Raw genomic sequence first — 22,158 nt, 5'->3', positions numbered from 1 at the left:
TCATGGTTTTCTATTTTATTCAATGTTATACTTTGGTTCTGAAAAATAATATCCTTGAGAATAATCTATATTTAATTCTTTTATTTTATTATATATCTCCTCATCAGATACAAACTCAGCAACAGTTTCTATTCCTAGTTCCTTAGCAAATGTAACAATGGTTTTTGTGACTAACTCTGCTGATTTATCTTTATGAATATTTTTTATTATAGAACCATCTATTTTTATATAATCTACATTTAGCTTCATAAGATAGCTAAAATTTGAATACCCTGTTCCAAAATCATCAATAGCAATCTTAGAACCATATTTTTTTATTTCCCTTATAAATTCTGTTACTTCGTTAAAATTCTCAATTCCTTCTGACTCCACTATTTCGAATACGACTTTTTTAGGGTCATTTGCTTTTTCAAGTTTGTCAATAATCAACGTTCTAATTTCACTATTTATGATATCTTGAAAAAGAAGATTTATAGATATTTCATAATTAGTTTTATTTAAAACCTCAAAGGTTTTTTCTAACATTATAACAGTCAACTCTTTATAAAGTCCTGATTTTTTAGCAATATCCAGGAAAAAATAAGGCGATATAATCTTCCCATTTTTTTTATCTATCATTCTTATTAAAGCTTCAAATTTTTCAATTGTTCCTGAGCTATTATTTACTATTGGTTGAAAAAATGGAAAAATCCTATCCTCTGATATAGCATCCCTTATTCTTTTAGTCCATATTATATTTTCTTTAATCCCCTCATATATATTTAATTCTTCTTTATATTCTTGAAAAAAATTTCTGTTTTTCTTTGCATAATTTAATGCCATTTCAGCTTTTTCAAATAACGATTCTTCCTCTAAAGCAACCCCCATTGTAACGGTTATAAATATTTTAACTTCTTCGTAGAATAAGCACTTATTATTTATTATATGTTGCAATAACTTTATCTTTTCAATAAATTCTTCTTTTACTCCTTCATTATTTGCTATAGCGAATATATCTGAGTTTATTCTATATCCTTTAAGATTATTTTGAGTGCAATATAAATTAATTAATTCAGAAAATGATTTCAATACTTCATCTCCTATTGTGTTTCCATAAAAATCATTTATATCATTAAATGATTTTATATCAATTATTACAAGCTTATTATATTTTCCCACTGATAAATCTTTAATTAATTTATTTCTATTTTCTAATCCAGTTAATGTATCTATAAAATATTGTTTTTCTAATTCTTCCGTCTTTTCTTTAATCTTTTCTTCAAGCTTTAAATTCAACTCATTTAGTTCTTCTCCTGCAGTTTTAATAAGATTATATAGTGCTGAATCTTCACTAGTATAATACCCATATTCATCATAAATTCCATTATCTATTTTAATTCTTGCATCCATATCTTCTGAAAGTATTAGTATTGTCATTGTTTCCGAACAGAAAATATTAGTATTATTTACTTTATTAAATTCACCGAAAGTGTAAAATCCACTTACTGATAAAATATCAGAACTAACTGGTACTATCTCCTTTGCACCCATTTCTTTAAGCAAGTTTTTCCTCGAGTCACAAGAGTATATAAATATAGCCTCTCCAGGACAATCTTTAATTTTTTCATACATATCTCTTGCCCCTTGTAATATTTCTCTATAATCACCATACCCCATTCTAACCTTTTCGCCTAGAGCTATTTTAGATGACATAATTATTTCTTCATCACCAACACATTTTAAAACATGTACACTAATGTATCTATTTTCTCTTTTTATCATCAATGGGAATTTAGCTCCCATTCGAGAAATTTCTTCGTTTATCCTTGTGCCTAAGTACGTACTATAGAAATCTTTTGCAGATCCATGATCTATTTTTTTTAGAATATTTTCTTGAACTGATGTTATTTCATGTTCTTTACCTATAGGGATACAATTTGAACTACTCTTATTATTTACATATAAATTTTTATTTTCTAAAACTGCTGCCACAACTGTATTTTTTACCACACCATTTTCAGTAAAGATATATGTTTCATCATTAGAGTTACATTTTCCTGCGATTCCACCTGCAACTGTAACTTGTTCATTTACAGAGTTTATTCCTCTTAAAAAATCTCCACCATTAATATTAGTATCACCAAAAGATATTATGACTTTTGCATCAGGAAAGTTTAATTGACGAGATATTTCTATCCCTTTCTGATAATCCACTAATTTTTCATTTATTGAGATTGTTTTAATTAATGTTTTTTCAAATACAGTTATTGCAATTAGACATTCATTCTCAAATATATTACCATCAAGTATTTCTCCTGAGGAAGTAGCACCAATTATTTTGCATTTCGGAATTAGTAATTTTAGATTCTTAATTAAATCTTCTATAAATTCCTTCTTTCCTATTCCAGAAAACACTTGTACTAATATGTTATCATATTTTGCTATGGCGTTATCATCAATATAGGATTTTAGCGTTTCATAACCATTATATTTAGTATTAAATGTTTTCATATCTCACCTCAAGAGTTTTCTAAATATTTCTTACGTGTTCCTCCAATTATAACATTTTTTAAAAACTTAATCATTATTTTCTGCATAATTATATAAAAACTTCATTTATAAGCAAGAATATCGTAATATGATTCCCGATAAATATCTGAGTAATAATATATTCTTTTCACATTGTCTATAATTCTTATTTTTTGTATAAAAATAGTCACTAAAATCCACATTTTAAGATTTTAATGACCTATTATTTTAATATCATATTTTTTAGTATTTACTAAAATTTTATTGGTTCATGAGTTTATTTTTTCCTACAGGTAATAATAACCCTGACTTAGTTAATATTGGTTTTATAGCATTATAAATAATATTTACTAATATTATAGATATCACTGCATTAATAAAAGTAGCAAATACGCTAAACTTAGCCAATATAGCAGCAACTTGCTGAGGTTGTCCAAGAATATATTGCTTGTAGAAATATCCAACAATCGGATCAAAAACAACATTAAAAGCCAATCCTCCAATTGAGGCAATAATGGTCCACTTTGCCACATACTTTTTGTCATTACTTTCATCTATCTTGGCATATTTATGAGCAATTAATCCTGTTATCAAACCTATACATAATTTCAAAACAAAAGTTTTTGGTGCTCCAATAGCATATGTTGGATCTAGTAAGTCAGATATTGTCATACCTATAGCCCCCGCTAATCCTCCATACCATCCTCCAAGAAGTAAAGCCGCTAATACACAGAAAGCATTTCCAATGTGTAATGAAACTGCATCTCCACCAACCGGTATTTTTATAGAAAGAAAAGTAAATGATACAAAACACAGTGCTGCAAGTATCCCTGTTTGTATTAGTTTAACAATTCTAGAGTTCTTATTTTCCATACAATTCCCCCCCCTTTTGCATTATTTTGTTTTTATATGGAAATAATGTAATGATTATATCATCTTAAGATTATTATATCAATTGTATGGGTACATATAAAAAACATCCAAAATTGAATGTTTCTTATACTTTACTATATATTAATCCAGAAGATAATTAGAGGTATTGATAGAAAATTTGTACATATCATATATTTTGAGTTATTTTTTCAAATAGCTCTTCTATTTTAATTTTATTGTAGTATTCTAAATAATTATTGTAGTTACCTATCTGATTCTCTTCGTTTTTATTTTGAAAGTGATTAATACTAAAGGCAACAAATCCATCAACGTAGCAATATACTTCAGACATTTGTTTAAGGATTTTTTTTAGATCTACTGGAATATTTCCTTTTTCTGTTGAATCAAATGTTTCTATATCTGCATAAAGAGTTATGCCTAAAGCATCTGTGGCCTGTTTAGTATAATAAAATAATGCTGAAACATTCTCGAAAGTATTATACCCTACACCTATGCTATCTTGTAGCGATACTATATCAATACTCGTATCCACTAAGACATTTTGTATTATTTTCTTCCATAATCCTACTGATCCAATTTTAAATCTGTTGGAGCTGAAAAAAGGTGCTATCATTATACTAAAGTTCTTGTTTTTGCTTTTAATTTCTTCTGCTATACTTTTATAAAATAAATTTAAATTTATCTGTTGTGATTTTGTGGTTATGAAGAACTCAGAAAATTCATAAGGTATGTACCATCCCCCAAACGCTTTATGGTCTCCATATTTTCCTAATATTTCATTCACTATCTTTTTATTTATATCAGCTTCCTCACTCAACCATTTAAAATCATACCAACCTTTTTCCCACCAATCTTCACTTTCCCCAAGACCAACTCTTACCTTAATCCCGATATACTCCGCTGCATCTAGTGCAGATTTAATCATATCATTCTCACTTGAAACAAAACCTTCAAGAAGAGTATTATAAACAGCCTCTTTATTTTTTGTATCTACAATACTTTGAAGTATTATCTCTTCAATTCCAACATTTTGCAACATTCTTAGTTCCTCTATCCATCTCTCTAAACTAAAGTCTTTTGCATACCATTTTTGAATAAATGAACTCTTAAATATTGGTTTATCATCATGTCTTGCGCCTATGGTAACTTTAATTTCATCTTTTACTTTACGTCTAAATATCTTTTTGAGAATTGTAATAAGATTTACTATACAAATTACAAATATTATCAAAAACTTGTTCATAACTCCCTCACCAGCCTATATATTTAATATGATAATTTACTCGAAAGATAAAAGTATAAATCTTTTTCAAATTTCTTTCTCTTATCTTTAATAATATATTATCCAGAATAAAAGTTTAGTATAGTAATTATTTTATCATTAAATTAAGACTATATTACAACATAGAAAGCAGGGAATAATGTGTCTCCTTGCTGATTATGAGTACTATCCATAAGGGGTATAAATTACCACGTTAATTAATATTGCACCTATACAATAAATATGTTATTATAACTTCACGGCAACAAATTAGCTGCCATGAACAAGAGGTTATCGTGCTAGATGGGGAGCCAGCGGTGCCCTGTAACCTGCAATCCGCTATAGCAGGATTGAATTCTCACTTTAGACTTTAATATGTTTGGTCTGACTGATTAAAGTGGTACTGAGAATTGGGTCCCATGCAGCAGAAACTCATGAACTCCGTCAGATCCGGAAGGAAGCAGCGGTAAGTGATAATTTCTGAGTGCCGTGGATAAACCTAGTTTGAGCTACTAGATCTGTAGCGCAAGTAGATTAATTGTCAACATTGAGTGCACGATTATATTTGATTTTAAATTCTGAGATACTCGTTAAACTCTTATTTTGAACCTACATTTATTTTTTTGGAGTTCAATATTTAGATGAAGAAATGTACCTACAAATGAGTCCCTTGTTGGGTTTTGAAGGCGATTGAGGAATCTGTGAGGACACCCACCTATCGGGAGATAGGCGTCAAAATCAGAGTACCGATATTTCGGATTTTTATTTGAAATTATATGCCAATGCTTAGTATTATAGCATTGGCATCTATTTATAACAAACTATAATTTTTTATTATTCCAACAAACTAAGTTGACTTTCATTTAAACAATATATACTTCCTTTTGCTAATCCAGTTTTAAGCAGTACGCAAGTCATTTCATTCTCATAACTATCTATTTTTCCTAAATCTCCAACTTGAATTGCTCTGCTTTCATCAATAGTATCGATTGATATAACTTTAACTGTTTTTCCTTCATCTTCTTTTGTCATATTCCTACGAACCTCCTTAGAATTAATTTCTAAATATTAAGTAGAAATTTAATCTATTAGTATATATCATTGAAACATAGTTAAAATCGCTTACATTATAATCTATGTACTGGTTAATAATGTTGTGCATTTTTTGAAACATATTATCTTCCATTCTTAAAAATCAAAAAAGGTAATTCTTATTTCTATTCAAGAATCACCTTATAATCGAATATGCAATTAGATAAATACTTTTATTAAAGTATTTTTTATGCAAATAATGCAAGCCCTCAATTTATTTAATTAATAATTCAAAAAGTTATACTACATTTTTGCTATTTGAGATAATTGCTGCCATTATTGATGCTAAATCATTCTTCTGCTCATTATCTCTTATAAAATTCAACTCTTCATCATTAACTATAATTATAGTTATAAATTCCTTATTCTCTTCATTTTTCACCTTAAAATTTTTTATATCTTCTCTTGGTATTTTATTTGTATATAATACTTCAGGCAACCCTCCCCAAGCCGCATATTCAATAGCTTGGATATATAAATTATCAGGAGTAAGGCTTAATTTAAAATCATTCACTACTCCACCTGCTATCCCTCCTGTAATCACATTTGTAAGAATATTTCCCATCTTTGTAGCAATCTTAATATTCCTATAAGAATTAATCGAACATAATACTTCCTCTTCATTTAATATACTTGCCATAATTATATCCTCCCAATGATATATAAATCTAAAGTCCTCAATTTTATTTATCAACTTAATTATTAATCTACTTATTAATTATAGCATATATTTCCAAACGTAATTCTTAATAATTTTTAAGAATTTTTACTATGCTACAATTCCTCTAGAAGTTGTCTAATAAAAATAATTCTAATTATCTATTTCTACCTCTGATATAGTTTTGTTTATATTAAATACTGCTCCTGTCTCATTAACATAAATCTCCTTTCCTATCTTAGCTTTTTTTGAAGCTGCTCCAGTTAAACAAATTGAACCATTCTTAGGTAATTTAATATTGATATCCCCAATCTTTCCGTCAATATCATATTTATAGCTATTTTCAAGCTGCATTAAATTCATTTTAACTTCCCCAGTAATAGAGTCAACACTTCCTTCTTTTAATATTCCCTTATATGAAAAATCTCCAATGTTTGAGTGAACTTTTAAAGTATTATAATCTCCTTCTAAACTAACATCTCCAACACTACTTATTATTTCTAGAGATGTAATACTTTCAGGAATATTTATAATGGTTTCAACAAAATTTGAGTTTATAATTGATGAGTCATCTTTGATAGGACCAATTTGTATAGTATTATTCTCATAGGAACACTGAATATCATTTAATGCCTCTTGTAATTTATCTTCGTTTTTTCCACCAACAATTTTTTTCATACTTATTTTAATTTCACTAGTATTACTTTTTTTTATATTTAAATTATTACTTTTACTATTAATTGATAGTTTATCATTTGTTATTTTATAGTTGTACTCATTATTCTCCTCTTTACTGTATGGAGTTGTTTCCTCAAAAAATTTGATATTATTCTCATGGCTATATGGATCAGTTACATTATTGCATGAAGTCAATGTAAAAGAAGTTATAATAATTATGATAATTGCTGAGATTGACTTATTACTCACGATTTTTCTCCTTTATTCATTGGATTTACAAAACAATTATACCACAATTTGTAAGTTTAATTAATATGATTTTTAAATACTATTCTTAGACACATCATTCCTATTACTTAATACTTTCTCTTTTATACATCAAAAAAGTATCACAATTATCTAATATTCCTAATCTATTTTATCCACTATTTAAAATAGATAAGCAAAAAAGATAGTCATGTCATTATAACTATCTTTTTCATTAAATCTTTATTAATTGTAAATGCACCAAGTATTTACTCAGTGCATCTACTTTTATTTATTTTCTAAAGTCCTTGTTCGTAGCTTTCAATCATCCTTTTTACCATTTCCCCACCAACGCTACCATTTTGTCTTGAAGATAGGTTTCCTTTATCTGCGCTTTCATAGTTACTTAATCCTATTTCTGAAGCAACCTCAGTTTTTAATCTGTTTAATCCTTGCTTTGCTTCTGGTACTAATGTTCTGTTTCTTCCACTATTTCTTGAAGCCATATCAATCTACCTCCTTTAATAATTTATTTTGCCTAGCAGTAATATATTAACCACTATACAAAATTATAATCTATAAATTTGTTAACAAATGTAGTACATATATCTTGCATTATTAAATTTTACCGTATATCAATAATGAATAATTTGCAGTAAATATAAATATTATTAATTAGGTTCTATTAATTAAGGTAATTGACTACTCTTATAAATAGTATGTTTAATAATGCACATTTCACAATTATTTATACAAATAATAACAATAAAATAAAATTGATTTATTTTAGGAATATTTTAAATAAAAAAATTATTATGGCATGATTTCGGGGGGATACAATGCAAAAAAATATGCAAGCAGAAAAGATTTTTAATGATATAAATTATGATAATTATATTGTTCAGTACCAAGGTGATATCCTATCAGAAGTTTCTAAGATCCCAGATTATTATGTAACAATAATCAATGAAAGTTTTGCTCTTGTATCTGTAAAAAAAGATGTCGAAATAAATATGGGTGATGAACCTTATATTAAATCTATATCTTATGTTGTTCCAGCCGAGTTTTATACCCTACAGCAAGTTTCGCCTTTCGAAGCATCTCAGGCTGGTTTTTTGCAGGCAGGTTCTCCGCTAAACTTAACTGGTACAGGAGTTAATGTAGCAATAATTGATTCAGGCATAGATTATTTAAACGAAGAATTTATGGATACAAATGGCTTGACAAGAATTGAAAGCATTTGGGATCAAACTTTAATAACCACAAACCCAATTCCAAATGATCCTGTACCTTTTGGAATTGTTTATGATAGAAATCAGATAAATGATGCTGTAAGAGCATCTAGAGAAGGAAGTTCCCCTTATAATATTGTTCCTAGTCAAGATGAAATCGGTCATGGAACAAATATGGCTGGAATCATAGGTTCAGCAGGGAAAAATCCAAATCTAAGAGGTGTATCTCCTGATTGTAATTTTGTAATAGTTAAGTTAATAAGAGATTATTCATTTGAATTGCAATTTCCTGATACTACTGTTCCAGTATATAATATAACAGCCATAATCGCAGCTTTTCAATATTTATATGAATATTCACTTACTTCAAATAAGCCGTTAGTTATATATTTCCCACTAGGTAGCACCTTAGGTAATCATAAAGGCGAAGGTGTCTTAGAAGATTTTATTGCATTTATTTCTAGTAATGGCGGCATAGCTGTTGTTACTGGAACCGGCAATCAAAGAGATGCAGGAGGCCATGCCTCTGGTACAATAGTTCCAATTGCTGGAGTTCAAGGACTTGGTGCTGGAGTTATTGAACTTGAAGTATCACCAGAGCAAAAAAATTTATGGGGCGTTCAAATTTGGGCAAGTTTACCCGATGTAGTCTCACTAGAGATAGTATCACCTTCAGGTGAAAGCACAGGCACTATACCTCTTATATTAAATTATACAACTGATCATACTTTTATTTTTGAGAAAACCAATATTAGAGTTAACTACTATTTTCCTGAAGAAATTACAGGTGATGAGTTAATTAGAATTAGATTTTATAACCTACAACCTGGAATATGGCGTCTTAGAGTTCAAGCAAACTATTTATTAAGAGGCAGATTTGATGCTTGGTTGCCTCAGCGAGGTATAACTGTTGGAAGCACCCAATTTAGCTTTCCTGATCCCTTTGGCACCATAACTAATCCTGGCAATTCAATTTATGCAATAACTATAGCGGCCTATAATCAAAATAACAATAATCTTGTTGATTATTCGGGTATGTCTTTTTTAGAATCCTATATTGATAGAATAGATGTTGCAGCAGGTGGGGTAAACGCATTAACAGTAGCGCCTGGAAATAAGACTGCCATTGTTAATGGCACTAGTGTAGCTGCTGCGGTTGTTTCTGGAGTTTGTGCTATGCTGTTTCAATGGGGAATAGTAAATGGAAATGAACCAAATATGTATGCACAAACCATTAAATCTTACCTAGCTAGAGGTGCAATAGCTAGAAGTGGAGACATTACACCAAATCCATTTTGGGGGTATGGAATTTTAAATGTTCCAAAGATATTTGAAAGTATGTCTTAATCAAATTCATCATATAACTTTAAATAGTAAAATAGGTCGAATAATAAATTTACTTATTATAAAATAAAACATCTATCCTAAAATAGATGTTTTTTCCTTGCATTTATATATTTATACTCTTAAAATATATTTTTAATCCTAGTCTTGCTCTTTTCATTACGTGTAAATATCGGAAAATTCAATATTAATATTTTCCACATTAGATTGATTTGTAGAATCGCTTTTAGCTTTTACTTCATAATTCTCAGAAATAACTTTAGCTGGAAGAGAAATTATAAACTCTGTGCCTTCCCCATACTTACTTTTTACCTCAATTGTTCCTTCATGCATCTCAACTAAGGCTTTTACTATTGATAATCCTATCCCGCTTCCTTCATGGCTTCTATTTAACAATGGGTCTATTTGTTTAAATCTTTGGAAAAGTTGTGATAATTTCTCTTCCTTAATTCCTCGTCCTGTGTCTTTTACTGAAATGATAACATGGTCATTTTCATCGTAAATGGCAACAATAATTTCATCTCCCGATTTAGTAAATTTAGTAGCATTAGAAATTAAATTTAACAAAATTCTCTCAAGCTTTTCCGCATCAAAAGCCATAATTTTTTCTTCTTCATCTGTATCGAATATAATCGTTCTTGACATTGATCGTACATATTCAGCAGTTGATTGAGTTATTTCTTCAGCAACTTCTACTATATTTTCATTTCTTAACTCTAGTTTCATAAAACCTGAATCTATCTTTGTCATATCAATTAAATTATTTACTAATCTTAATAATCTATAGCAGTTCTGTTTTATGCTACTTGTATAATTTCTTATTTTTTCAGTATTTAGATCTTCACCTTTACTTGTAAATACATTAAATAATTGAGCAGTAGAAAAGATAATATTCAAAGGGGTTCTTAATTCATGAGACATATTAGCAATAAATTCTGTTTTTAACTTATCATATTGCAATGTTTCTTCTAAAAGCCTTTGATTTTCTGACAACATATTATTAAAACTATTTGCAAGTATTCCTATTTCATCCCTGCTATCTATGTCACATCGAACTGTCAAATCACCTTTTCCAACCCTCTCCATACAAGATTTCAACTTATTGATTGGACTAACTAATGTATTTGTCAAAAATAACGCAATGATTCCTCCAAAAAGAATTATTATTAAAGCAGTAATTATTGTTGTTGTCAAAATCGACTTGGATGCTGAATTTAATTCATCATAGTCAGCTGTAGTAACTATATACCAATGCCAGGCTTCGAAATATTTATAATAGCCAACCTTCTTAACTCCATTATAAGTATATTCAATTGCTCCCTCCTTTGCATCATGCATCTTTTTGACAAAATCATAATCACTTACATTCTTTCCGCCTTCATATGGATGAATTATTACATTACCTTCAGAATCTAATATATACGCATATCCGGTCTTCCCCAATTTAATGCTACTAAGCGTTTTCTCTAAGTAATCATTAATAATTTTATTTCCTAAACCTATTGCCCCTATTATTTTCTTATCTTTATCTAACAAAGGCTTCATTCTTGTCACATATCCTGTATCTTCTATTACAATATCACCAGTATATTCCTCACCACTAATTATCTTTTTATAAGCCGTTGAATCACTTGTAATGTATGTCCCTATCACTCTTTTGTTACCCTTGAAAATTGTACTAGAAACCCGTATAAGTTTATTATCATGTAACAAAAAAATAGTTGTAGCTGTTCCCGTTGACTGTTTAAGTTTATCAACTATCGTATTATCTAAAGATAATCTTTGTTTTCCAGAATATAAAACCGGTAAATTAAACTCTCCAACTTTTATATTTTCATTATAATTCACCCTTAAATCTGTTAAATCATTTAACATTGTTTCTGCAAAGTTTAAATCACCATAGGATTTTTCTGTGAGCAGATCATTTCTAACACTCAAAGTTGTAATAATTGATTCTGTTAAGCGTTGACTTTTTTCATTAACTTCATTTAAGATGGCCTTGTTCGATTTCTGCGCAATTAAAGATCCAATCACACTTACCGAAAAAACAATTAAAATCAAATAGCTTATCATAAGCTTATATTTTATTCTCATTTTAAAACACTTCTCCTTTGTCAATGATATCCTTGATATTTTATATTAATGACATCATTAACATTTTAACCCATATCTTTTATTTAGTACATATTCGACTAATTATACCATAATAACGATATTTTTTCATTGTTTATATTAAATTAAGTAAAGAAGATTTAATTTCTTTATTATAAAAATAAATCTAAGCTATGAACTCTTGATTGCAAATAAATAATTGAAAGCGTTAATCAATATATTTGAATTAACACTTTCATCTAGCCAACTCCATCCTCTTATATATTAGATTCTACTTGACTTCTTCCCCAATTATATAGTTCATATAGCAATGGCAATAAACTTTTTCCTTTATTAGTCAACTCATATTCAACTCTTAATGGCATCTCATTATACTGATTTCTAATAATTAATTGATCTTTCTCAAGTTCACGTAGGGAATTAGAAAGCATTGTATTTGTTATTCCTGGAATTTCCCTCTTTAATTCATTGAAGCGTACTACATCATTTTTTAACAATCTCACTAATATGCGTAACTTCCACTTTCCTCCTATAACTTCAAGGGTATATTTTACTGGACATTCTGTGTTCCCTTCATAGTTTTCATTATTGCACGATCTAAGTTCGTCTAAATACTGTTCTAATTCTTGCTTCGTCGCCATTTCAATTCCTCCATGGTATGAAAAATAATACTTAATCATTAAATTCTGAGTACTTGCCCCACAAAAAATAAGTAAGTATAATAATTATACCAAGTTTAATAATTTGAGTAAATGCTTATGAAAAGGAGATTTTAACAATGGAATTAATGAAAGCTATTGCGATGCGTAAATCTACAAGAAGTTATAAACCTGAACAAATAAGTGATGAATCTTTAGATATAATACTAAAGGCTGGTTGTGCTGCCCCAGTGGGAATGGGTGCCTATAATTCAATGCATATGACTGTGATACAAAATTCTGATTTATTAGAAAAGTTTACTAATGAAGCAAGAAAAACATTCAAAAATCCTAATATGAATCCATTTTATGGTGCACCTACCCTTGTCGTTGTTTCTGGAAAACAAAATGAAAAAGCTCCTGCTGTTGAAGTTGCTAATGCAGCCTGCATAGTTGAAAACATGGCACTAGCCGCTACTGATTTTGGTCTTGGTAGTGTATATTTACTAGGATTTTTATTTGCTATTTCTGCTAATACTGAATTATTAAAGAAACTTAATCTGCCAGATGGTTTTGTACCTGCTGCCGCTCTAGCAATTGGCTATCCTACTGAACCATTAACAAAAGTAAAAGAATTAAAACAAACAATTGAAGTTAATGTAATTAAATAATTATAGATTTCACATTGAAATAAAATTACACACATGTCTTATATTTTTAGGCAAATTATATGTTTAAATAAATAACTGATTAAAAAATATGATAATTTATTTATTACATGTTAAAACAATCAGACTTTCTATGAATGGCATTAAACTATTTTTTAGAAAGTCTTTAATTATTTTATCTCTTCATTCCACTTGAATATAATCCAGCAGTAAAACTACTTAAAAATAGATGAAAAGCCTCTTTTATAATTTTAGCACTTTCTAAATCATTAGTTAACTTTAACACCTCAATTGCAGCTTCAATAGTGCATAAGTTTCCATCTTCTATGCCTCTTCGCAAAGTATACTCTGATTTATAATTAGGATTTAAAGTAATCTTAGGAATATCTTTTATGTAATCACTTTTCCTTAATATTTTTTTAGCTTCTTTCCATGTACCATCAAGAATAATAAACGCTGGAGTCCTATTAGAAATTCTACATTCAAAGTTTTCATTTTGTATATTTTCATTTTCTTCCGGAAAAACAAGATATACATCATAAAGTTCATCCTCTATGTTTTTAATTAACTCTGTAGGACTTATTGTTCTTTCCCATAGAATTATCTCCGTAGATTCCGGGTTAACTAATTTTAAAATTCTAGCAGTATTCGAAGGCCTATAGAACTCCTTCTCTGTTGAAAGTATCCATATTTTAGCTTTTGTTTTAACTTCAGGGACTATATTGCAAACACAATTTATTTTAGGAAGCCCGCATTTATTGCAGCTTTCATGCAATTTTGTTACTTGTTTCACTTTATAATTAGAATTCATCTTTCCTCCTATAACATTTTGTCAATTATTATATACTTTTTATAAACTAAGATTTATTTAGTATGTAGCTATTTTAATCAAACAATATTATAGCAACTCTAGCAAATCCTTTCAATTAATAAAAATGCAATAGATTACCATCTCCTTGTTATTATGACTCGTTTTTACTATTCAAAACAAACATATACTACCTGGTTTAGCCAAGTTTCTTATCAGCCGTTATTTACCAGCTATAAAAGATATTCAATAAAGATTCACTTTATTTTTTAAATTTCGAATAATATTATTTTTTTTTAGAATATAAAGAAAGCTAGACAGTAACAATATAAGTAGTATGAATAATAATCTATTTAAAAAAGGAGGATTTTATTATATGGTTAAACCATTATTTTTAGCTCATGGTTCTCCAATGATGGCGATTGAAGAAGATGATTATACTGAATTTTTAAATAAACTTGGAACTAAATTTAATCCAAAAGCTATTGTTATCTTTACTTCACATTGGGACAATGAAACACTTACTATTTCATCAATTGATTCTGTATACGATACAATGTACGACTTCTATGGATTTCCAGAGGAACTTTATCAAATTAAATATCCTGCAAAAGGATCTACTGAGATCGCATCAAAAGTTGAAGAAAAATTGACTAATCAAGGAATAAAAGTTAATAAAGATATATCTAGAGGATTGGATCATGGCGCTTGGACTATTTTAAAGCATCTTTATCCTAAAGCTGATGTTCCTATTGTTCAAGTTTCAATAAATTCTAATTTATCAATTCAGGAACAAATTAAAATTGGGGATGCTCTTAAAACTTTCGGTAATGATGATATTTTAGTTATTGGAAGTGGAAATACAGTTCATAATTTAAGATTGGTTGATTTTGATGCAGTAAGCATTGATTCCTGGGCTGAAGAATTTGATGATTGGTTAATTAATAGAATAAAAGAAAATGATTTTATTTCACTTTATAACTATAGCGATAATGCTCCTTATGCAAATTTAGCTGTTCCAACTCCGGATCATTTAGTTCCATTATTTATAGCATTAGGGAGCAGTTCACTATTAATTCCGAGAGTTATCTTTAGAAGTTACGAATTAGGAAATTTAAGCTATCTTTGCTTTGAATTTTAGAGTTTTAAAAAATTGCTTTTAATTTTGTTTATACAAGGGTTCCATACTGATAACAATACACATCCGTAATTTCAATTTAGAGATATAAGTGGTTTTTAAATTTCATAAGTTTGAATCTCATTTAGGAACCCTTGTATAGATATCCCAACTAAAAGTTTGATTTATACTTTGAAATAAATACCATACCAGAAAGTTGACACATTTTTGTGCAGCAGGCATTTGAAAATGAGCTGTTAAAAGAGCTTAATTGTAGGTTGTTCCATTAATGCTTGTCACAATGAAATTGGGAGCAAGCATTAGTGGTACAACCTGCAATTTATCTCTTTCAGAGAGATTTTCATAGTCCTGCGAAACATTAATAACATTATATTGTAATTAATTCGTATTCCTTATGTCCAAGACCCATTTTTACTGCATAATCAATAGCAACTTTCCAATCTGTTTCAGGGCTAACATCAGTAAAATGATCATGATGTTTACATCCGTTCTTTTCTAGCAAACTTCCTGCCATAACTGGTTGTCTATTCACAGCATCTGCACAAGCAATATCTAGCGCAACTGGATCAAAAGATGCAAACATACCTACATCAGGTACTATAGGCACATCGTTTTCTGCATGACAATCACAATATGGAGAAACATCGATTACTAAGCTAATGTGAAAATTAGGACGTCCATTTAATACTGCCCAAGAATATTCCGCTATTTTTTTGTTTAAAATGTCATTCGATTCATCAGACGCCGGCATAACCGCGTCCATCGGACAAACACCTATGCATCTTCCACATCCAACACATTTATTGTGATCAATGAATGCTTTTTTATCAGTTATACTAATGGCAGTATGAGCGCATATCTTAGCACACATACTACAACCAACACAGTTATCTTTATAAACATGAGGTTTTCCACTACTATGCATTTCCATTTTTCCTGCTCTAGAGCCACAGCCCATTCCTATATTTTTGAGTGCTCCACCAAATCCTGTTGCCTCATGACCTTTAAAATGGTTAAGAGAAATAAATATATCAGCATCCATAATAGCATGTCCTATTTTAGCTTCTTTCACATATTCTCCTCCAACAACAGGAACTAAAACTTCATCTGTACCTTTTAACCCATCACCAATCAATATATGACATCCTGTTGAGAAAGGACTAAATCCATTTGTATAAGCTGAATTAAGATGATCCAGCGCATTCTTTCTTCCACCAACATATAAAGTATTGCAATCTGTTAGAAAAGGATTTCCACCTAATTCTTTAACAACGTCTGCTACTACTTTAGCATAATTTGGTCGCAAATATGCTAAATTACCTGGTTCACCAAAATGAATTTTAATAGCTGCATATTTTTTCTCAAAATCAATTTGATTAATTCCTGCTGTCTTGATTAGACGATTTAATTTCTGCAATAAATTTTCTTTAGCCGTTGTTTGCATATTTGTGAAATATACTTTTGATTTTTCCATTTTTAAATACCTCCATAATCACTTTACTTTTATCTAAAGTTTATTCGTTTTCATTATAAATCTTAAAGTTAACTCTAAGTCAAGATATAAAATGAAAAAGTACCCTAAACTGAAAAACTAAATTCGTGATTGCAAGAGTAAATTCATCTTACACGAAGTTAGTCTTGCACTATTTTTTGATTCAAGATGGATACAATTTATATGAAAGTGGATTCCTCTAACTTTATTGGAGGTAATTATATTGAATAAGAATTATTATTATAAACATCTTATTTAGATTTATTTTATAAATAATTTCTAATTAATATAACTATGATATAATTTTTATATTCGTCTATATAGTTTGTTAGATTTTTTACAAATACCTTAGCAATTGATATGACTACATAATTAATCAAAGTTAGAAACTTTTAATGATTTATTGTATCGTTCGCTTATAGAAATCTTGGTAAGTCAAATAAAATCATGACAAATAGTATAATAGATTAATAGTTTAAAAGGAGATGATTTAACTGAATAACAAAAGACTACGAGCTAATTTACTGTTGCTTCTAACCGCAGCTATTTGGGGATTTGCATTTGTTGCTCAAAGAGTTGGTTCTCAATTTGTAGGTACCTTTACCTTTAACGGAATAAGATTTGCCCTTGGAAGTCTTTCTTTGATCCCTTTGATAATTTATCTAGATAAAAAAAAGAAGAGTACCATTAATAACAAAATGTCTATTAGAGAAAATCCTAAAGATAATACTGGTACAAATAAGCAAAAAATAATATTACCTGGAATAATAGTCGGCACAATTCTTTTTGCTGGTTCAAGCATTCAACAAACTGGACTTATTTATACAACTGCTGGCAATGCAAGTTTTATTACTGGACTTTATGTAGTTATCGTTCCTATTATAGGATTGTTTCTAAAACACAAAATTGGAAACAATTCATGGTTTGGAGTTGGACTTGCTGTTATAGGTCTTTATCTTTTAAGTATTAATGATAATTTCAGTATAAGTTATGGAGATTTACTTGAAGTTATTGGTTCACTTTTTTGGGCTATTCATATTTTAGCAATAGATCATTTTTCTAATAAAATAGATCCTTTAAAATTATCATGTACTCAGTTTGCAACAAGTTCTATGTTAAGTTTAATCACAGCATTATTTGTTGAGAATATCACCCTAGCTGGAATATCAGCCGCTTTAATTCCCATACTTTATGGTGGACTTTTATCAGCAGGTGTAGCCTATACCTTGCAAGTGGTAGCTCAGAAGCATGCTAAACCATCCCATGCAGCGATTATTCTAAGCATGGAATCAGTGTTTGGCGCATTAGGCGGTGCACTTATACTTAATGAAGTTATGAGTTATAGAGGATATGTAGGCTGCATTCTTATCCTTAGCGGAATAGTTATTTCACAACTTAGATTTCCATCTAACAGTCGTAAAAATCAGAGAAAATCATCTGCTAATATATAATCCACATAAATGCAAATACTTAAATTATACAAATAAATCTAAGAGATTATTACTAAATCGTGTATATCTCTTAGATTTATTATTTATTCTATTTTATTTCTATTAGAATATTTCCTACCTTTACATTAAACTGGCTCATCACATTATATATATCCAAATTAATTATTCATTCAGCTTTTGTTAAGATTCCTAAAATATAATGATATCAAAAGTAAGCTTTTCGCATTTTAGTTTTATATTATTTATGAGAAAAAATAAAGTTTAATTGCAAATTAATCTTAACATTTTAGAAAGTTTTGTAACAAAAATGTAACGTTACAGCTTTATAATAAATTTTATTTGGAATCAATTGGAGGTGGTTTTATGAAAGATATTTTATATCTTGTAATCCCTTGTTATAACGAAGAAGAGGTTTTACATGTAACGGCTAAAAAACTATTAGTAAAAATTAACAATATGGTAGATGATGAACTTATTTCAAAGGATAGCAAGATATTATTTATTAATGATGGTTCGAAAGATAATACTTGGAGTATTATAGAAGAACTTCATAAGCAAAATGATATTTTCTCTGGTATTAATCTTTCAAGAAATAGAGGTCATCAAAATGCTTTACTAGCTGGCTTAATGACAGCTAAGGAAATTGCTGATGTCACTATATCATTAGATGCAGATTTACAAGATGACGTAGATGTTATAGATAAATTTGTTGAACAATATTATGGAGGAAGTGATGTAGTCTATGGAGTAAGATCTTCTAGAGAAACAGATACATTTTTTAAAAGAACAACTGCCTTGACATTTTATAAATTAATGAGTACTCTTGGAGTAGATATGGTTTATAATCATGCAGACTATCGTCTTATGAGCAAACGAGCTTTAGATGGGTTAAGTGAATTTAAAGAAGTTAATTTATTCTTAAGAGGAATAGTTCCTTTGGTTGGATATAAATCTTCAATAGTTGAATATGAACGCCACGAAAGATTTGCTGGCGAATCTAAATATCCCTTGAAAAAAATGATTACTTTTGCTTTAGATGGAATTACATCACTTAGCATTAAGCCTATAAGAATAATTACTGGACTTGGCTTTCTCATTTTCTTCTTCAGTTTTATAGCTTTAGCTTACACTTTTTTGGTTAAATTTTTCGGAAAGACTGTAACTGGTTGGACTTCTCTTACGCTTTCTATTTGGCTTATTGGTGGAATTCAGCTTTTATCTCTTGGAGTAATTGGCGAATATATTGGGAAGATATATAATGAAACTAAACAAAGACCAAGATTCATTATTTCTGATAAATTAATTTCAAAGGAGAATAATAATTTGTAGGAGGTATTATGGATAATACTGTTCAAAAATTTAAAAATACTTTCTTTACAAAAGAATTTATTACTTTTTTAATCATAGGTGTTGTAAATACCTTTAATGGAACTATCTTTTCTTGTATATATGCAAATTTCTTAAATGAAAATATTGCATTTATAGCTGGGTATATTTCTGGATTGTTTATATCCTATCTCTTAAATAGTCTAATAACATTTAAGGAAAAATTGAATTTTAGTAAATTTATAAAGTTTGCTATATCATATATCCCAAATTTTATAATTCAAAATATAGTTGTAGTTATAGTATTTAATATATTTGGATTAAACAAACTCATTGCTTTCTTGCTAGCTGCAATTATAGGTGTTCCAATCACTTTTATACTAATGAAATTTTTCGCATTCAAATAAACTGAAAACTAAGTACAACTTATTAAATTGTAATATAGATTTTTAGCTTTTATCTGTTAAATAACAAAGGCAATTGTACATCTTAAATTTAATGAAAGAGGTATTTCAAATGGTTTCTTATTTTGAAATACCTCTTTTATTAATTATTTAAGCGGATTCCAAAATACTTATCAAGAGTTTCACGTATTTCATTTTCATCCTGAAGATCAACTCTTTTAGTTACTTTTGCATTCTCATAGAACTTTAATGTATCTCCTACAAGGTTGATATTTACTGAATCAGTAAATATTGAGATCTTTCTAATATTCACAAAAGGAGAATCTGGATGTTTTTCACAAAAGAAAGATGGCATTATGTAATCTATATCTTGTTGAGGTTCATCAGTAAAACCATAAACCTTTTTCCAACTCTTTCCCCGTTCCTTTTGCCAGAGAATATGACCATAAAAATCGTCTTCCTCAAACTTATATTCACTTACACCATCATTTTGTATTAAGCCATGTACTTGTTTTAAAGCAATTCTTGGAGATTCGCTCCTCACTCCTACATCACATATGTATATTCCATCATTTGTTTTAACCTTAAGTATCCTATGTCTTCGCATTTGAATTGAAGTGTCATCATCAATAAAACGCCCAGCCAAATTTGTCACATCAAATCCAAGGCTCTTTAAGAGATTACTATATAGACCGTTTAATTCGAAGCAATACCCTCCTCTACTACTTAAAATCAACTTTTTATACAAAGCCTCAGGAGTAAGATATATTGGTACACCATTTAAAATATCTAGATTTTCATATGGAATATTCTTCAAATGCGAAATTTGTAATTGTTCAAGTGTTCTTCCGTTCAATTCAATCTTATGCTTGTACTTAATTTTACTTAAGTAAATATCAATTTGTTCCTGCGTAAATATCATAATAATTGCCCCCTATCTACTTCTCTCGTTCTGTTAAGTTATATGAACATTGCTCTTCTCAATCTAAGGAAATACAATAAGTTTGTCTAGAACCAGAGATTCCCCCTCGAAAGGAGAAGAACAATAAGCAAAACTAATATAAAATGTCCTCGCTGCCATTCTGATAAACTATATAAGTTTGGTTTAGATAAGCAGGCTAATCAAAAGTATCAATGTAGAAAGTGCAAACGCCAATTCGTCGACGGCGACGGCAACGGACTTCCTAAATTAAATTATCCTCGATGTCCAAAGTGCGGTAAAGGTACTTACTTACATCATTCCTATAAGCATTACAACCGTTATAAATGCAATAACAAAAGCTGCAATCACATAATAGTTAAACATCATACCTTAAACATTGATGAAGCTTCTAGCGAAGCAGTTACCGGCTCATTTTCAATGAAAGGAATGCGTTTTCCACTGCATGTTATCCTCACAGCATTAACGCTGTATTTTTTAAACAATTCATCAACTAGAGCTATCTCTCAATTTTTGATGATAAACTCCGGAATTAAAGTATCTCATGTTACAATCGCTAACTGGACTAATAAATTCTCGCCTTTTTTCAAGCAAAAAGCTGACCGATTCACAACCAATCTCAATTTATTGTCAGATGATTGGCATGCTGATGAAACAGTTGTATTTATTAATGGACAGAAATACTATTTATGGTTAGCTATTGACTCAGAAACTAGATTTGTTTTAGCATTTCATTTAACTAGATCTAGGAGCTCTGACTCAGCTTATACATTAATTAATAAAGCAAAAGCTTGTGGCGAACCAACTTATTTTATAACCGATAGACTCCCTTCATACAATGAAGCTGTCGCGACGGTATTGCCAAATACCGAACATGTACCTGTAGAACCTATGTCTAGTGATACCAATAACAACCTAATAGAATCATTTAATAAAACATTCAAAGCTTGGTATAAAGCTAAAAAAGGTTTTAACTCATTTGAGAAGGCTAATAATTTAATATATTTGTTTATCTTCCACTATAATTTTATCAGACCACATGGTTCGTTAAACAACTATACTCCTGCCGAAGTTGCTGGCTTCGCTAGCGATAGCTTAAATAAAAACTCCTGGTTCATAGCAGCATAAATAAAATTTAATACCTTTAATTAACCTGCAAAAAATATTTTCCTTGCAGGCTTGTTTGCCATGCAATAAAATATCCAAACTTATATAATTTTCAAAGAGCGAGTAATCCTATGAATAATCAAGCTATTTTTTCATAACAG

At 29.2% G+C, this 22,158-nt stretch carries 19 protein-coding genes and 1 other RNA gene; 8 read left to right on the top strand and 12 right to left on the bottom strand.

What is annotated here, in order from left to right:
• Window positions 1-15: 15 nt before the first annotated feature.
• The 3 genes from D2A34_RS11625 to D2A34_RS11615 form a co-directional block, all read right to left on the bottom strand.
• Window positions 16-2,490: a bifunctional diguanylate cyclase/phosphodiesterase gene (locus tag D2A34_RS11625; protein ID WP_119366709.1), complete on the bottom strand. Its 2,475-nt coding sequence runs from the start codon at window positions 2,488-2,490 to the stop codon at window positions 16-18.
• 279 nt (window positions 2,491-2,769) lie between these two features.
• On the bottom strand, window positions 2,770-3,381 hold the full coding sequence (locus D2A34_RS11620; protein WP_079439210.1) for an ECF transporter S component: 612 nt from the start codon (window positions 3,379-3,381) through the stop codon (window positions 2,770-2,772).
• A 187-nt stretch (window positions 3,382-3,568) separates the two neighbouring features.
• Window positions 3,569-4,645, bottom strand: coding sequence for a DUF4434 domain-containing protein (locus D2A34_RS11615; protein WP_119366708.1), 1,077 nt, complete (start codon window positions 4,643-4,645; stop codon window positions 3,569-3,571).
• A 312-nt stretch (window positions 4,646-4,957) separates the two neighbouring features.
• Here D2A34_RS11615 and ffs point away from each other — a divergent pair.
• Window positions 4,958-5,222, top strand: an RNA gene (ffs, locus tag D2A34_RS11610) — signal recognition particle sRNA large type.
• A 275-nt stretch (window positions 5,223-5,497) separates the two neighbouring features.
• Here ffs and D2A34_RS11605 read toward each other — a convergent pair.
• The 4 genes from D2A34_RS11605 to D2A34_RS11590 form a co-directional block, all read right to left on the bottom strand.
• The gene (locus D2A34_RS11605; RefSeq protein WP_119366707.1) at window positions 5,498-5,695 is read right to left on the bottom strand and encodes a hypothetical protein; all 198 of its coding nucleotides are present in this window, start codon (window positions 5,693-5,695) and stop codon (window positions 5,498-5,500) included.
• A gap of 298 nt (window positions 5,696-5,993) precedes the next feature.
• Window positions 5,994-6,395, bottom strand: coding sequence for a hypothetical protein (locus D2A34_RS11600; RefSeq protein ID WP_119366706.1), 402 nt, complete (start codon window positions 6,393-6,395; stop codon window positions 5,994-5,996).
• A gap of 171 nt (window positions 6,396-6,566) precedes the next feature.
• The gene (locus D2A34_RS11595; RefSeq protein WP_079439214.1) at window positions 6,567-7,340 is read right to left on the bottom strand and encodes a DUF4097 family beta strand repeat-containing protein; all 774 of its coding nucleotides are present in this window, start codon (window positions 7,338-7,340) and stop codon (window positions 6,567-6,569) included.
• A 296-nt stretch (window positions 7,341-7,636) separates the two neighbouring features.
• Complete coding sequence (locus tag D2A34_RS11590; protein WP_079439215.1) at window positions 7,637-7,843, bottom strand: alpha/beta-type small acid-soluble spore protein; 207 nt, start codon at window positions 7,841-7,843, stop codon at window positions 7,637-7,639.
• A gap of 333 nt (window positions 7,844-8,176) precedes the next feature.
• Between D2A34_RS11590 and D2A34_RS11585 the strand changes: the two genes are divergently transcribed.
• A complete protein-coding gene (locus D2A34_RS11585) occupies window positions 8,177-9,916 on the top strand; it encodes a S8 family peptidase (RefSeq protein WP_119366705.1) in 1,740 nt (579 codons plus the stop codon).
• A 156-nt stretch (window positions 9,917-10,072) separates the two neighbouring features.
• On the opposite strand, the gene D2A34_RS11580 is transcribed toward D2A34_RS11585, so the two are convergent.
• Both D2A34_RS11580 and D2A34_RS11575 read right to left on the bottom strand, forming a co-directional pair.
• Window positions 10,073-12,007, bottom strand: coding sequence for a Cache 3/Cache 2 fusion domain-containing protein (locus D2A34_RS11580; RefSeq protein WP_079439217.1), 1,935 nt, complete (start codon window positions 12,005-12,007; stop codon window positions 10,073-10,075).
• Between the two features lie 275 nt (window positions 12,008-12,282).
• On the bottom strand, window positions 12,283-12,666 hold the full coding sequence (locus tag D2A34_RS11575) for a winged helix-turn-helix transcriptional regulator (protein WP_119366704.1): 384 nt from the start codon (window positions 12,664-12,666) through the stop codon (window positions 12,283-12,285).
• A gap of 137 nt (window positions 12,667-12,803) precedes the next feature.
• On the opposite strand from D2A34_RS11575, the gene D2A34_RS11570 reads away from it, so the two are divergent.
• Window positions 12,804-13,334, top strand: coding sequence for a nitroreductase family protein (locus D2A34_RS11570; RefSeq protein ID WP_079439219.1), 531 nt, complete (start codon window positions 12,804-12,806; stop codon window positions 13,332-13,334).
• A 172-nt stretch (window positions 13,335-13,506) separates the two neighbouring features.
• Here the strand turns inward: D2A34_RS11570 and D2A34_RS11565 are convergent, their stop codons facing one another.
• Window positions 13,507-14,142 (bottom strand): tRNA-uridine aminocarboxypropyltransferase, encoded by a 636-nt coding sequence (locus D2A34_RS11565; RefSeq protein WP_079439220.1) that lies wholly within the window; start codon window positions 14,140-14,142, stop codon window positions 13,507-13,509.
• Between the two features lie 373 nt (window positions 14,143-14,515).
• Here D2A34_RS11565 and D2A34_RS11560 point away from each other — a divergent pair, with 373 nt between their 5' ends.
• On the top strand, window positions 14,516-15,280 hold the full coding sequence (locus tag D2A34_RS11560) for a DODA-type extradiol aromatic ring-opening family dioxygenase (protein ID WP_079439221.1): 765 nt from the start codon (window positions 14,516-14,518) through the stop codon (window positions 15,278-15,280).
• A gap of 364 nt (window positions 15,281-15,644) precedes the next feature.
• Here D2A34_RS11560 and D2A34_RS11555 read toward each other — a convergent pair whose 3' ends face one another.
• Window positions 15,645-16,751: a DUF362 domain-containing protein gene (locus tag D2A34_RS11555; RefSeq protein ID WP_079439222.1), complete on the bottom strand. Its 1,107-nt coding sequence runs from the start codon at window positions 16,749-16,751 to the stop codon at window positions 15,645-15,647.
• Between the two features lie 512 nt (window positions 16,752-17,263).
• On the opposite strand from D2A34_RS11555, the gene D2A34_RS11550 reads away from it, so the two are divergent.
• The 3 genes from D2A34_RS11550 to D2A34_RS11540 all read left to right on the top strand — a co-directional run bounded on the left by D2A34_RS11550 (window position 17,264) and on the right by D2A34_RS11540 (window position 19,953).
• A complete protein-coding gene (locus tag D2A34_RS11550) occupies window positions 17,264-18,220 on the top strand; it encodes a DMT family transporter (protein WP_119366703.1) in 957 nt (318 codons plus the stop codon).
• Window positions 18,221-18,583: 363 nt separating this feature from the next.
• On the top strand, window positions 18,584-19,549 hold the full coding sequence (locus D2A34_RS11545; RefSeq protein ID WP_119366702.1) for a glycosyltransferase family 2 protein: 966 nt from the start codon (window positions 18,584-18,586) through the stop codon (window positions 19,547-19,549).
• A gap of 8 nt (window positions 19,550-19,557) precedes the next feature.
• Complete coding sequence (locus D2A34_RS11540) at window positions 19,558-19,953, top strand: GtrA family protein (protein ID WP_119366701.1); 396 nt, start codon at window positions 19,558-19,560, stop codon at window positions 19,951-19,953.
• 139 nt (window positions 19,954-20,092) lie between these two features.
• Here D2A34_RS11540 and D2A34_RS11535 read toward each other — a convergent pair whose 3' ends face one another.
• The gene (locus tag D2A34_RS11535) at window positions 20,093-20,872 is read right to left on the bottom strand and encodes an arylamine N-acetyltransferase family protein (protein ID WP_119366700.1); all 780 of its coding nucleotides are present in this window, start codon (window positions 20,870-20,872) and stop codon (window positions 20,093-20,095) included.
• A gap of 123 nt (window positions 20,873-20,995) precedes the next feature.
• Between D2A34_RS11535 and D2A34_RS11530 the strand changes: the two genes are divergently transcribed.
• Complete coding sequence (locus D2A34_RS11530; protein WP_119366699.1) at window positions 20,996-22,018, top strand: IS6 family transposase; 1,023 nt, start codon at window positions 20,996-20,998, stop codon at window positions 22,016-22,018.
• The last annotated feature ends 140 nt before the right edge of the window (window positions 22,019-22,158 follow it).

The organism is Clostridium chromiireducens (assembly GCF_003575225.1).
Taxonomy (GTDB): domain Bacteria; phylum Bacillota; class Clostridia; order Clostridiales; family Clostridiaceae; genus Clostridium; species Clostridium chromiireducens.
The sequence above is the reverse complement of the archived record's forward strand: the minus strand, read 5'-3'. Positions and strand labels throughout refer to the sequence as shown.